General features: G+C 44.3%; 10 protein-coding genes. 6 read left to right on the plus strand and 4 right to left on the minus strand.

From position 1 onward, the window contains the following. Positions 1–353 precede the first annotated feature (353 nt). The 5 genes from IGI73_RS00180 (at position 354) to rny (ending at position 6300) form a co-directional block, all read left to right on the plus strand. Positions 354–1256, plus strand: coding sequence for a helix-turn-helix domain-containing protein (locus IGI73_RS00180; protein WP_142973402.1), 903 nt, complete (start codon positions 354–356; stop codon positions 1254–1256). Between the two features lie 132 nt (positions 1257–1388). After that, a complete protein-coding gene (gene pgsA, locus IGI73_RS00185) occupies positions 1389–1970 on the plus strand; it encodes a CDP-diacylglycerol--glycerol-3-phosphate 3-phosphatidyltransferase (protein ID WP_005226440.1) in 582 nt (193 codons plus the stop codon). Between the two features lie 127 nt (positions 1971–2097). Further along, complete coding sequence (locus IGI73_RS00190; RefSeq protein WP_428207040.1) at positions 2098–3336, plus strand: competence/damage-inducible protein A; 1239 nt, start codon at positions 2098–2100, stop codon at positions 3334–3336. Positions 3337–3438: 102 nt separating this feature from the next. Beyond that, positions 3439–4482 carry a recombinase RecA gene (gene recA / locus IGI73_RS00195; RefSeq protein ID WP_005226448.1) on the plus strand — a complete coding sequence of 348 codons (1044 nt, stop codon included), beginning with the start codon at positions 3439–3441 and terminating at the stop codon, positions 4480–4482. Between the two features lie 243 nt (positions 4483–4725). Then, positions 4726–6300 (plus strand): ribonuclease Y, encoded by a 1575-nt coding sequence (gene rny / locus IGI73_RS00200; protein ID WP_005232891.1) that lies wholly within the window; start codon positions 4726–4728, stop codon positions 6298–6300. 297 nt (positions 6301–6597) lie between these two features. On the opposite strand, the gene treR is transcribed toward rny, so the two are convergent. From treR to IGI73_RS00215, 3 genes are read right to left on the minus strand one after another with little or no spacing between them, the layout of a single operon-like run. Beyond that, positions 6598–7314, minus strand: coding sequence for a trehalose operon repressor (gene treR, locus IGI73_RS00205; protein WP_005226457.1), 717 nt, complete (start codon positions 7312–7314; stop codon positions 6598–6600). 54 nt (positions 7315–7368) lie between these two features. Continuing rightward, entirely contained in the window at positions 7369–8019 is a 651-nt protein-coding gene (gene pgmB / locus IGI73_RS00210) for a beta-phosphoglucomutase (RefSeq protein ID WP_005232889.1), read from the minus strand. Between the two features lie 14 nt (positions 8020–8033). Beyond that, complete coding sequence (locus IGI73_RS00215) at positions 8034–10661, minus strand: glycoside hydrolase family 65 protein (RefSeq protein WP_128488535.1); 2628 nt, start codon at positions 10659–10661, stop codon at positions 8034–8036. A gap of 336 nt (positions 10662–10997) precedes the next feature. On the opposite strand from IGI73_RS00215, the gene treP reads away from it, so the two are divergent. Further along, complete coding sequence (gene treP, locus IGI73_RS00220) at positions 10998–12977, plus strand: PTS system trehalose-specific EIIBC component (RefSeq protein ID WP_016608959.1); 1980 nt, start codon at positions 10998–11000, stop codon at positions 12975–12977. A 120-nt stretch (positions 12978–13097) separates the two neighbouring features. Here treP and IGI73_RS00225 read toward each other — a convergent pair whose 3' ends face one another. Continuing rightward, positions 13098–14471, minus strand: a complete 1374-nt coding sequence (locus IGI73_RS00225; RefSeq protein WP_428207039.1) for an MFS transporter — start codon at positions 14469–14471, stop codon at positions 13098–13100. Positions 14472–14622 lie beyond the last annotated feature (151 nt).

The following is a 14622-nucleotide window of genomic DNA, read 5'->3' on the forward strand; positions in this document are numbered from 1 at the left end:
TTTTTGCGTCAAAAGGTGGTTTTTTCTTGCAATTTGATGCCAATTTGGCGAAAAGTATTAAAATTTGTTTGCGAGTTGTGGTTAGGCTATCCTCAGACTTTTTCTTTTATGGTATTCTTTAATTATTGAAGCAAAATCTTTTTTTGTTTTTTTACAAAAAATCACGGAAAAAATGTTATATTTAGTAGACGGCGCGCTCAGATGGCAATCGGCGTGACGGAGTTTTTTTTATTGACGTATACAGGGAACCCTTTTTTAAAATGATAGAGCAGCTTTGCTGACCTTACGACAAGCAGCGAAGCGATTTTAGGGCTTTTTTTAAAGATGAATAAAAGACTGGAGTAGATGATCGAGTGGCCAACGAAACAACGATTGGAGCAAAATTACGGCAAGCCCGTTTAGATAAAAACATTTCATTGATTGAATTACAACAAATGACAAAGATCCAAAAACGCTATTTAGAAGCAATTGAAGCAGAGCGTTTTGATCAATTGCCAGGCACTTTTTATGTCCGTGCGTTTATTCGCCAATATGCAGCAGCGGTTGGAGAAGACGGCGACAAATTGGTAGCCGTTTTTGATGGCAAAGATACGTTAGACGCCCCCTTACCAAAAAGACCGCAGCCTGAAACCGTCAGCGGCTCACGAAAAGCACAGCACGTAGAAGAAAAAAGCGGCTCATTTGTCGTCCGCTATTTGCCGATGATTCTATTAGGCCTGGTGGCCATTACGATCGTGAGTATCGTGGGCTACATGGCTTGGCAAGACCGGAATACAACGCCGATGATCCAAGGAAGCTCTTCTCTTGTGGTAGAAAATTCAGCGTCTACCGCTTCCACCACGTCAAGTACGGAAGAAACCAGTACTTCGAGTGAAGCGACTGAGTCTTCAAGTACGACGGAATCCAGCGAAGCGAAAATGACGATGACTGCCAGTGATTCGACGCAATCGTCGATCACGATCACGATGAAAGATGCGGAAAATCCTATTGAATTAGCATTTACTGGGCTAGATGCTTCTTGTTGGGTCGGTGTACAAGTCGACAACGCTTATGTGTACCAATACACTGTTCAAGCGGGGGAAACGCAATCGATGACGTTGCCAGAAGGCGCCACGAATGCGACTTTGACCCTGGGCGCAAGCCAAAATATCTCCATCACTGCCAATGGTCAGGACGTGGACTTTTCTGATCCGCAATTTGAATTGTTACAAAAGACAGTCCGCCTCGTGATTGAATACCAAGACGATGCGGCATAAATCTGACAAATGCGCCTTATTGAGGTATCATTAGCTAAAAAGTTATCTGTTGCATCCGACCATTGAAAAGCAGAAGTAGTGGCATGATTTGCCGTTATTTCGTACAATAGTCGGCAGAGAGGAGTCTATTTCGTGAATTTACCCAATCAATTAACTGTATTACGGATCATTATGATCCCCATCTTTATTTTGGTCTTGGTTTTGCCAATCGATCTTGGCACGCTGACCGTTGGTACGACACAATTAGAAAACACGCACCTTATTGCAGCGATCCTTTTTGCGGCGGCCAGCATTACAGACTGGCTAGATGGCAAGATCGCTCGTTCCAGAGGCCTTGTTACCAACTTCGGGAAGTTTGCTGACCCGTTAGCAGATAAAATGCTCGTCATGACGGCTTTTATCATGCTGGTTGAATTAGACAAAGCCCCAGGCTGGGTAGTTTCGATCATCGTTTGCCGCGAGTTGGCAGTGACAGGTTTACGCTTGTTGTTAGTGGAACAAAGCGGGGAAGTCATGGCTGCTGCGTGGCCAGGAAAAATCAAAACCGCGACACAAATGGTTGCGATCATTTTCTTGTTCTTGAACAACATTCCCTTTTCAATGATCGGTTTGCCTATCGATCAAATCATGTTGTATCTATGTTTGATCTTCACGATCTATTCCGGGGTCGATTATTTCATAAAAAATACGAATGTTTTTAAAGATTCTATGTAAAATTTCTAGATCTAGATAAAGAAGCGATAAAAACAAGGATACAAGTCACGAAAGTTCAGAAGTTTTCTGGACTTTTTTTGTCAATATGAAAGACTTTTACGTATCTGATAAATGAAGGAGTAAACGAATGAAAGCAGAAATTATTGCAGTCGGGACCGAATTACTTTTAGGACAGGTGGTGAATACAAACGCGACCTTCTTGTCAGAAGAACTGGCAAGTCTTGGGATCGATGTTTTTTATCATAGTGTTGTCGGGGACAACCCCAATCGCTTAGAAGAATTGCTGACGATCGCCGACAAACGCAGCGACTTGATCGTATTGTGTGGCGGCTTAGGGCCCACCGACGATGACTTGACGAAACAAGTCACTGCCCGTCATGTGAGACAAGAGTTAGTCAGAGATGAACCAGGTTATCACCAATTGAAAGCCTTCTTTGAAAACAGTCAACGGAGGATGACGGAAAACAATTTGCGGCAGACCCTCGTTTTTAAGGACGGTGTGTCTTTGCCAAATCCCAATGGACTAGCGATCGGGATCTTTTATCAGACAGCCGCTACCAGTTATTTGCTGCTGCCAGGACCACCAAGTGAACTACAGGCGATGTTTCTTACCCACGCAAAACCACTTCTGTTAGAGCAGTTTCCCCAAGAAGAGGTCTTGCTGTCTCGCGTTTTGCGCTATTACGGGATCGGGGAATCGGCATTGGTCACAGAATTGGCCGATTTGATCGAGAATCAAGTCAATCCCACCATCGCTCCTTATGCCAAACCCAATGAGGTCACGCTGCGTCTGACGGTCAAAACCGCAGACGAGGCGCAAGGGATCAAACAATTGGATGCGTTAGAAGAAACCGTCCAAGCACGGGTCGGTGCGTATTTCTATGGGTATGGGGAACAAAATTCGCTGGCAGAAACAGTCGTCGAGCGACTGATCGAGAAAAAGAAAACCGTCACCGCAGCGGAAAGTTTGACCGCTGGTTTGTTCCAAGCGACCCTAGGAGGGATTCCTGGCGTCTCTGAGGTGTTTCCCGGTGGGTTCGTGACATATTCTGCTGCAACAAAAAGCAAGCTCTTAGGCATCGATCCAGGGCTTTTGGAAAGTTATGGAACTGTTAGCCAGGAATGTGCAGAAGCAATGGCCGTCTATGCCCGCAAACAAGCCGAGACTGATTATGCGGTGGCGTTTACTGGTGTTGCTGGTCCAGACGAGTTAGAAGGTCAGCCTAAAGGCACCGTTTGGATCGCCTTAGCTTCTGACAAAGGCGTCTCGAGCCAGCTGTATCACTTCAACCGCGACCGCGCCTATATTCGGCATAGTGCCGTCATGGCGGGCTTAAATCAAATACGTAAGGAATTATTAAATTAATGCGAATGTTTGTTCGTTTTTTCTTGCAATTTCCCGTCAGAAGGACTATTATTATCTTATGAACGACACACGAAAGTGATGAATATAAGGAGGATTATCCGTTTGGCAGATGATCGTAAAGCAGCCTTAGATGCTGCACTAAAGAAGATTGAAAAGAACTATGGTAAAGGTGCCATCATGAAGCTTGGCGAAAAAGTTGATCAACAAATTTCAACGATCCCAAGTGGTTCATTGGCCTTGGATGTTGCATTAGGTGTAGGTGGTTACCCACGAGGACGGATCGTAGAAGTTTACGGCCCAGAAAGTTCTGGTAAAACGACAGTTGCTTTACATGCCATTGCGGAAGTCCAAAAAAATGGCGGAACAGCAGCATTTATCGATGCCGAACATGCGTTAGATCCTCAATATGCGCAAAAATTAGGTGTAAATATCGATGATCTTTTGTTATCACAACCAGATACAGGGGAACAAGGATTAGAGATCGCTGACGCCTTAGTTTCAAGTGGTGCGGTTGATATCGTGGTCATTGACTCGGTAGCAGCTTTAGTCCCACGGGCGGAGATCGACGGTGAAATGGGTGATACCCACGTTGGTTTGCAAGCACGTTTGATGTCACAAGCATTACGGAAACTTTCTGGTTCCATCAACAAAACGAAAACGATCGCGATCTTTATCAACCAAATTCGGGAAAAAGTTGGGATCATGTTCGGGAATCCAGAAACGACGCCTGGTGGCCGTGCGTTGAAATTCTATTCAACCATCCGTTTGGAAGTACGTCGTGCTGAGCAATTGAAATCCGGTACAGATATCATCGGGAACCGCACGAAGATCAAAGTAGTCAAAAACAAAGTAGCGCCACCATTTAAAGTAGCAGAAGTCGACATGATGTATGGTCAAGGGATTTCCCAAGAAGGCGAATTGCTGGATATGGCCGTGGAACAAGACATCGTCGATAAAAGCGGTGCGTGGTATGCCTATAAAGGGGATCGTATCGGTCAAGGTCGTGAAAACGCCAAAAACTACATGCGTGAACACCAAGAAATGATGTTAGAAGTTTCTGCTCGCGTCCGCGATGCTTACGGGATTGGAACAGGAGAGACCGTAACCCTTGAGGAAGCGCAAGAAGAATTACCATTAGACGACTAAGTCTTGAAAAAGCCAAACAACCTCGTTGTTTGGCTTTTTTGTGGCTTTTTGCTAGATTCGTCCATTGTTGAAAAAACATCCGTAAAAAGGAAGGGTTGCGAAAGTTTACTTTATTATTTAAAGTTGACACTCTTGGGTTCAAACATTAGAATAAACGTATGTGGATTTCCACATAAGAAGTAGCGAATTGATAATTTTGTTATCCTTTGTTAATCAAAATTACAAAATATTTAAAAAGATAGTATGGAGGTGGATTCATTGGAACTACTTTACATTCTCCTCGCTATCATCGGTTTAATTGTCGGTCTTGGATTAGGAGTTTATGTGACGAAATCTCGTCATGAGAAAGAAATCAACGGCGCCCAAAATTCTGCAGCTGGAATTATCGAAAGCGCTAAGAAAGAAGCAGAAACTCTTAAAAAAGAAGCATTGTTAGAAGCTAAGGAAGAAAATCAGAAGTATCGGTCAGAGATTGAAAGTGAGTTGAAAGAAAGCAAACTTGATTTAAAATCACAAGAAAATCGTTTACTCCAAAGAGAACAAGTTCTTGATCGTAAGGACGATTCTTTGGAAAAACGAGAACGCTCACTTGAAGATAAAGAAGGCAGACTTAGTGAGAAACAACAATTAATTGACGAGCGAGAAAAAGAAGTAGAAAACTTAATCGATGGACAACAGAAAGAATTAGAGCGCATCGCTGCGCTGTCTAGAGATGAAGCAAAAGAGTTGATCATGAAATCAACGGAAGAGGAATTGAACCATGAATTAACGATCATGGTCAAAGAATCTGAACAGCGTGCGAAGGAAGAAGCAGATCGAAAAGCAAAAAATCTCTTGTCCCTAGCAATCCAACGTTGTGCCGCAGACCAAGTGTCTGAAACCACGGTATCGGTCGTATCATTACCAAACGATGAGATGAAAGGTCGAATCATCGGAAGAGAAGGTCGGAACATTCGCACCCTTGAAACATTGACAGGGATCGATTTGATCATTGATGACACGCCAGAAGCAGTCGTCTTATCAGGATTTGATCCGATTCGCCGTGAAATTGCTCGTATGACCCTTGAAAAACTGATTCAAGACGGTCGGATCCATCCAGCTCGAATTGAAGAAATGGTCGAAAAATCTCGGAAAGAAATGGATGAGCATATTCGTGAATATGGGGAACAAGCAGCCTTTGAAGTCGGCGCCCACACCCTTCATCCAGACTTGATCAAGATTTTAGGTCGTTTGCGTTTCCGTACCAGCTACGGACAAAACGTCTTGAACCACTCGATCGAAGTCGCAAAACTAACCGGTGTTCTTGCCGCAGAATTAGGCGAAGATATCCAGTTAGCCAAACGTGCTGGACTCTTGCATGATATCGGGAAAGCCCTTGACCATGAAATTGAAGGCTCTCACGTTGAGATCGGGGCTGAGTTAGCTGCCAAATACAAAGAAAATGGTGTGGTGATCAATGCGATCGCTTCTCACCATGGAGATGTTGAAGCAACATCGGTTATCTCTGTTTTAGTTGCAGCCGCAGATGCCTTGTCAGCAGCCCGTCCAGGTGCCCGCAGCGAATCATTGGAAAATTATATTCGCCGCTTGCAAAACCTAGAAAATATCGCCAACGGCTTCAAAGGGGTCGATTCCAGTTTTGCAGTCCAAGCCGGACGTGAAGTCCGTGTAATGGTCAAACCAGAAGAGATTTCTGATTTGGATGCTGTACGATTGGTTCGCGACATCCGCAAGAAGATCGAAGACGATTTGGATTACCCAGGTCATATCAAAGTAACCGTTATTCGCGAGACCCGCGCAACGGATTACGCCAAATAGCAAGCAAAAGCAGTATCCTCTCAGAGGGTACTGCTTTTTGTGTAGCTGATTGTCAATAAGGACGGCTGAGTTGTGCAAAATCGACTCTATTTCATCAGTCCCATAAATGATCGTGCCTTTTTTATTCGTCGGCAACAGAACAACGAACAAGCAAAAGGATGGCTCGATAGCGACAGAGGCGAAAAATGGGAGGATCGATCCAGTATTATCGATTGGGGGGCTATTGAAAAACAAAACAGACCCAGACTTCTCGGGGAAGTCCAGGTCTGATTCATGTGTTTCACGTCTATACGTCCATCAAATCTTGCGTCGGCGGGCAAAGTCCACAAAGCGGAATTTATCCAGTCGGTGGATCGATTCGGTGTATTCAAAACAGCGCGTGTCTTCTAGATACACGAGGCTGCGAACCGTAACGACATGCTGATCTTCAGGACGCAGATCCATTAGATCCCGCAATTCTTTGTTGACGGGGTCAACAGTGATTTCTTTTTGTGCATAAGCGATCTCAAGGCCAAGATCATTTTCAAAGTAATCAAAGATCGATACTTTCGCTCGGTTTTCTGGCAACTCTTCGATGATAGAAGCATCAAGGTAATCTTTATCCAAAATCACCACTTCTCCATCGATTCTCCGCTGACGGATCAGTTTCCATGCCTCAGAGGCGACAGGCCAACCAGTAGTCTCGTGCAGCTTTGGCGAAACGGCGATCTTACGGATCTCGACAACCTTAGTTTCACTAGGAATGCGTTGGGTATCTTGCAGCTCTCGAAAACTCGTCAAGCCAGAAATCGGGAAATCAAAGCGATTCAAGTCTAAAACGATCGAACCTTTCCCTTGTTTCTTTTGGATATAACCAGCATCCCGCAATAAATTCAATGCCTTACGGACAGTCTCGCGGGAGACACCATAAGTTTTGATCAATTGGTTTTCGCTAGGCAGCAAAGAATGCGGAGGGTATTCGTTTGCTAGAATTTTTTGTTCTAAATCTAAAAATATTTCTTTGAACTTGTTCATCGGATTGCCCCCTCTTTGGCTATTATAGCGAGGCCAATTTGGAAATGCAATCGACTATTTCGCCAAAAGTTCGTCAATGTTTAGGTCCGTCAATTTTTCAACGATCACATCTGCACCGTGTAATTCTTCTCCTGAATAAACGCCTACCGCATACATACCAGCAGCTTTGATGCCGTCGATCCCTGCTTGAGCATCTTCAAAGCCAACTGCTTCTGCCGGTTCAATGCCTAGTGCCAGCGCTGCTTGGATAAAGATTTCTGGATCTGGTTTGCCTTTTTTCAAGGTTGCTGGGTCAACGATCGTATCAAAGTCTTGCATGACCCCAAGTTTGTCCAAAATAAACGGTGCATTTTTGGATGCCGAAGCGATCGCACAAGGAATGTTTTTTGCTTTGGCTTCATCAAGGAATGTCTTCACCCCTGGCAATAGATCATCAGGAGTCAAGCTTTGTAACAATTGTACATAGTGGGTATTTTTCTTCGTCGCTAACGCTTCTTTTTCGACTTCTGTGTAGGCATCATTTTTGTTGCCTAGGGTTAAGATTCGCTCTAAAGAGTCCATGCGGCTGATGCCTTTTAACTGCTCGTTGAACTTCAAATCGATCTCGATCCCGATCTCCGCAGCTAATTCTTTCCATGCAATGTAGTGGTATTTGGCCGTATCCGTGATAACGCCGTCTAAATCAAAAACAAATCCTTTTTTCATGTGTAACACTCCTTTTAGTAAGTAATCGTTGCTTCTTTCTTTGCTTCTAGAGAAACTTGTTGCCCATTCACTAAGATCGTGACTGGCTGATCAGCGGTAATCGTCAATGTTTCATGTGTAACATTCATTGCAAAGCGGGTGCCGCGAACTTCTAGCTGAAAGGCTAAGCTGTCCCAAGCTTTCGGCAAGTTTGGCGTGATCTGCAGCTGCTCTTCTCGAATATCGATCCCAGCAAAAGTGGTTAATGGAATAAACAACGTAGCAGCCATGACACCGGCGTGAATGCCTTCTGCTGTAGTCCCGCCTTGGATATCACGGTAATCAGAAGAGAGGGCTTCTTGGTATAATGACCAAGCCAACTCCTGATCATCTACCATTGCCGCCAACTGGGCATGAACGATGCGTGACAACGTCGAGCCGTGGGAGGTACGAGCCAAGTAATAATGGAGATTTTTTTCAATATAGTCTGTTGGCAGCTGGTAAGAAAGATCTGCCAAAATCTGATTGACTTGCTCTTTTGAGAAATTGTAGAAAATCATCAAACTATCCGCTTGTTTCGCGACTTTGTAGCTGTCAGCACTCTTGCCTTCAGCGTTCAAGATGCGGTCCATCCGATAGATGTTGCCATATTTCTCTTTGTAGTGAGCCCAATCCAGATCTTCCAGCTGGAAGTACCCTTCAAATTGTGCAATGATGCCTTCTGGATCGATCTCTAAGCCCAGCTTGGTACGAATATCTGCCATAGCAGCAATATCTGCAGGGGTTAAAGCCGTTTTCTCTAATACCGCTTGGAAGCTCTCTGCTGAAAGTTGTTGTTGAAGGTTCTCGATCTCTTCAAACAACCATACTACCATCATATTGGTATAGGCGTTGTTTTTCAAGCCGCCTTGTTCACTATTTGGGTAGCTTTCATGAAATTCATCTGGTCCCATGACTTTATCGATAAAGTAACGTTGAGCAGCATCATCCCAGGTAGCAGCACTTTGCCAGAAATGAGCGACTTCTAACATCAATTCTAACCCATATTGTTCCATGAAGACTCGATCTTGCGTGTTGTGCCAGTATTGCCAAATGTTATAAGCGATCGCTAAGGAGACATGGCGTTGCAAGCGACTGTGATCTTCTTTCCATTCACCGCTGATAGGGTTCAAATGCAGTTCTTGGGATTGCTCACTGCCATCCAATCCTGATTGCCATGGGAACATGGCGCCTTGGTAACCAGCTTTTTGGGCATCTTTTTTGGCAGCAGCTAAGCGGCGGTAGCGATACAGCAAAATTTCTTTGGCGGTGTCAGGAAAATGTAGAATGTAAAACGGTAAGATAAACAGTTCATCCCAGAAAATATGACCGCGATAGGCTTCACCATGTAGGCCACGGGCAGTGATACTGGCATCTAAGGACTCCTGATAAGCATTCGGTGCTGCGGAGACCAGCAGATGATACGTATGCAGGTTCAGCATTTTTTGCGACATCAAGTCACCAGTGACTTCGATGGCCGCTTTTGCCCATAATTCAGCCCAGGCTTGTTTTGAGGCGGTATACATCGTCGCAAAATCAGGTAATGCTAAGGAAGAAAACGTAAATGCCGGTTGCGGCTCTTCTTGGCGATAAGCGGCAACAGTAACTGATTTTTCGACCCGATAAGTTTGTCCTTCCGTCACCTCAAGGGTTACTTGCTGACGGACGAGCTGGTCGTTTGTTTCAGCTTGCAGCTCAGCCAATGGCAGGTCCTGTGAAAACAGTTCAGAGGATTGGACAACGGTAATCTGTGATTGGTTAGTGGTGACCACTAAATGCGCTTTGTTTTGTTCAGCTGCTGCCTCTTTCACGGTCAAGTGCTGGTTGGTTAAACTACGGTAACGAGCGACGTTATAGTTATAGACCGATCCGTCGGCTTCACTGACGAAGGTAACGACGCCAGAAAAGTTCAGCGGGGTAAACTGATAGACCAAGCTGTATTGGTGAACGTCTTGCATATTGGCGATTTTCTTCGTTTCGATTCGCAGACGCTTTTGTTTTTTGGTTTCAATTTCTGCCACTGATTGGAACAAGCCGGTCTTCAAATCCAATGTCCGTTTAAAGGAGAGGAGCTGATTGTTGGCGATATCGATCACTTCATCATCGATCTTTACGTACATTTTTTGCAGATTCGGTGCATTGACGAAGTCTTCATTGCTGATGGTATGACCAGAAACATCCGATTCCACCGTATTGTAAAGACTTGCTAAATACAGTCCTGGATAGTTCGCTTCACAAATGGTCATCTCAGGCGTTGTGCCTCGCAGGCCTAAATAGCCGTTACCGACGGTTAAAAGTGACTCCACCGAGTATTCATCTTTACCAGGGGTGTAGCCATAGTATTCGAGGCGCCAAGGAATTTCAGTACTTTTTTCTTCATACTGTTCTTTCGTAGTGCAAACAAAGGGACGATTTAATTTTTCTGTCAACCATTGGTCCAGTGAAAAAGTCCCTTCTTCATTCGTAAACACCAGCGATTCAGAGACGATCCCGCCACCTTCCATTTGCTGCAGCTGCGCGGTCAGTGCGGCAACGCGTTCACTGTCAGTCCCAGAAAACGGATAGGTCGTACCAGTTTGATCCGTTAACAGCCATTGTTCCTTAGACAATATAATCGTATTCACAGTAGTTGTCCTCCTTTAAACTTGTCTATACATGCAAAATGATTATAACGTAAATTGTAAGCTATTTCAATTTATCTAGCCTGTTTTTTTATTCTTTTTTGTCAAATAAACTGTAAATAAAGTTGTTGGCAATATTATTTTATATTAATGAAACATTTTAAAAAACGTTTATTTATCAAGGTTTTTATATGGTACCTTTGCTATTTGCTTGTATTGTTTATAGAAAAAGTGAAAAAAAATGGTTTGAAACGCTTGCAATATCAAAATTATCAAGTTATGATTAGTGCGTAATCAAAACATATATATACAAGTGGATATGAAAGGGGTTTATTAATTATGGGAAAGTATCGTGATGATGCTGAGAAGCTGCTGGAATATGTTGGCGGCAAAGAAAATATCGCTGCAGTAACACATTGCGCGACACGGATGCGTTTTGTTTTGAACGATCAGTCAAAAGCAAACGAAAAGGCAATTGAAGAAATTCCAAGTGTCAAAGGAATGTTTACCAATGCGGGACAATTCCAAGTCATTATCGGCAATGATGTCTCAACGTTTTACAATGATTTTACCGATGTATCAGGAATAGAAGGTGTTTCTAAAGAACAAAGTAAAGCGATTGCAAAAAACAATCAAAATATCGTGCAACGAGCGATCGCTACGTTAGCTGAGATCTTTACCCCGTTATTACCAGCGATTATTGTCGGTGGTTTGATGCTAGGGCTGAGAAATTTCTTAGAAGGTGTACCGCTAGAAGCTCTAGGTGGACAAACCATTACACAAGCTTCTACTTTTTGGAACGGTGTCAACGGCTTTTTATGGCTGCCCTGTGAAGCCATCTTTCACTTTCTACCAGTAGGGATTACTTGGAGTATTACACGTAAGATGGGAACCACGCAAATATTAGGGATTGTTTTAGGGATTACATTGGTTTCACCGCAATTATTAAATGCTTATTCAGTAAGTTCAACTTCTGCTGCAGAAATTGCTCAAAATTATACGTGGGACTTCGGGTTCTTCACTATTGATAAAATTGGGTATCAAGCACAAGTGATCCCAGCAATGCTGGCAGGTTTCTTATTGGTTTATCTTGAAAGATTCTTCCGGAAATGGATTCCAGAAGCGGTTTCAATGATCTTCGTTCCATTGTTCTCATTGCTGCCAACTATTTTAGCAGCCCACATGGTGTTAGGTCCAATCGGTTGGCAAATCGGATCAGGCATTTCTTGGGTCGTAAATGCTGGCTTGACCTCACCATTAAACTGGTTATTTGGTTTCATTTTCGGTGGCTTGTATGCGCCTTTGGTTATTACCGGATTGCATCATACAACGCTAGCGATCGACTCTCAATTAGTAGCGGATTTTGGGACAACCAACCTTTGGCCAATGATCATGCTGTCAAATATTGCGCAAGGTACGGCAGTATTGGCGATTTGGTTCCTTCACCGTGGCAATAAAAAAGAAGAACAAGTCTCTGTTCCAGCAACGATTTCTGCTTACATGGGGGTTACTGAACCAGCGATGTTCGGGATCAATTTGAAATATGTTTACCCATTTGTCGCAGCAATGGTAGGTTCTGCCTTTGGTGGTATGCTGATCACTGCAACGAATACCCGTGCATTAGGTATTGGTGTAGGGGGACTACCTGGCTTCTTATCATTTAAAATTGAAAACTATCCAATGGTCTTCATCTCAATGGCGGTGACGATTGCGATCACGTTTGTTTGCACCATCATCTTTAGAAAAGTTACCTTCTTAAATAAATTAGAACCGCAATTGGCTGCTGATACAGCTGCAGCAGCGGCTGTTGCACCAACGACGGCTGCACCGACAACTGCAGCCCCAGAAGCGGCACAAGTTTCAGAGGAAACCCTTTATGCTCCAGCTGATGGGAAAGTAGTTGCCATCACTGAAGTTTCTGATCCTGTCTTTTCTCAAAAAATGATGGGTGACGGCTTTGCTGTTCAGCCAACGAATGGAACGATTTATGCTCCTGTTGCAGGTACGATCTCTAGCATTTTTGAAACAAAGCATGCAATTGGGATTTTAACGCCTGGTGGCGCGGAAGTTCTTGTTCATATGGGCTTAGATACTGTGGAATTAAAAGGTGCGCCATTTGAGGTCCTTGTTTCTGAAGGTGACACGGTCACACCAGAAACGAAGATTGCAGTGATGGATCTAGACGCAGTGACCGCAGCTGGCAAACAGACAGATGTTTTGACGGTCATCACGAATGCCGAAAAAGTGCGTCAGCTTTCATTGACGACTACAGGCACAGTGACAGCCAAAACAGCGGTTGGTTCCGCTGAATTAAACTAAAAAAATAATCCGTTTCCGAGAGCACCCTTTGACTAAGAAGGGGGATCGGAAGCGGATTTTTTTATGGCCGCCCTCAAGGGAGAGCGGCTTTTTCTTGGTTTTCAATGGGTAAAGCCGCAGTTAGCTGACGGCTTTTTTGTCGGTGCTTTTGCGGAAGTAGTTGATCGTTAATAGGAAAGTCAGTAAGACTAAGGCCCACAAAAAGAATAAGGCGATTTGAGAGCCGATGACCGTCCCTAGGGTGTAATCGGTCGCCGCATTTTGTGCCAAATTGATAATGGTCGCCACCACAGCCGTCGCCACTGCACCAGAAAATTGCTGCAGCGTATTAAAGATCGCATTACCGTCCGCGTACAACGCAGGAGTCAGCTTGTTTAAGCCGGTGGTCATCATATTGCTGTAGGCTAAGCCGATCCCGATCATGTAAAAGACATGTCCAGCAACTAGGCTCCAAATGAAAGGCGAACGCAAAACGAGGGCTAAGGCAAGCCAACCGATGGCAATCAACGTCAAACCAGACAGGATCGGTTTTTTCGGTCCAACTTTATCCAGCAACCGACCAGAGATCGGCGCAAGGATCGCCCCGATCGCCGCCCCAGGAAGCATAACTAATCCTGCAGTAAAGGCATCTTTTCCCAAGACGAGTTGGACAAAGTTCGGCAAGACAAAGGAAATGCCCAGTAAAAGGAACTGACAAACAAGAAAGCCAAACAGAAACAAACTGAAGCTGCGGTTTTTCAAAACAGCCAAACGAATCAAAGGGTTCGGGCCTTTTGAGCGTTGATAAAACAAGCCAGCACCAATGAAACCGAAAATCAGCGGCAGTAGACTCGCTAAGGTGCCTACTTGATTCAAGAACAATAAGAAGCCGCTGAACATCAAGACGATTCCTAATACACTCAGTAAATCCAGGGAAGTGTCTTTTGCCCCAGCCGTTTTAGGGATCGAGTAAAGGCCGAGTACTAGGGAGATCAGCAAGACTGGGATCAAGAAAAGAAAGATCGCATTCCAAGACCAATGGGCGGTCAATAAGCCCCCATATGTCGGTCCGATCGCTGGAGCGATGGAAGTGGTCAAATTCCCTAAGCCGATTGCCGCTCCCCGTTTTTCAAAGGGGGAGTAAGTCAAAATGATGTGGAACATCAAAGGCAGTGCGATCCCTGTGCTGGCACCTTGGAAAAAGCGGCCAATCAGCAAAATGGCAAACGTCGGCGATAAAAAGTCGATCACCAAGCCAACAAGGAAAAAGGCGTTGGCAGCTAGAAACAAGGTTCTCAATGAGAAGCGTTTCAAAAGGTAGGTCGATATTGGGACAATGATGGAGATGACCAGTAAGTAGATGGTCGTCACCCATTGAACATCGGATGTTGAAAGCGTAAATTGATCGATCAATGTCGGAAACGTTACATTCATGGCTGTTTCAATCAGCACACCTGCAAATGACATCAATCCGGTTGCGAGGATCGCCCCCACGAGTTTTTTGTTGTTTTCCATATTCTCACCTCTAAAAATTCGCAAAAAAAGAGACCGTTTCTATTCTCATAGAAACCGCCTCTCTCTCGACAAGCGAACCCGCTTGTTATCTGTACGATTTAATCTATCGCTATTCTACTGACTTCATAAGAAAGTGTCAAGAGAAGTGGAT

Origin of the sequence: Enterococcus sp. DIV0755f, assembly GCF_051713725.1 — a bacterium.
GTDB classification, from domain to species: Bacteria; Bacillota; Bacilli; order Lactobacillales; family Enterococcaceae; genus Enterococcus_D; species Enterococcus_D casseliflavus.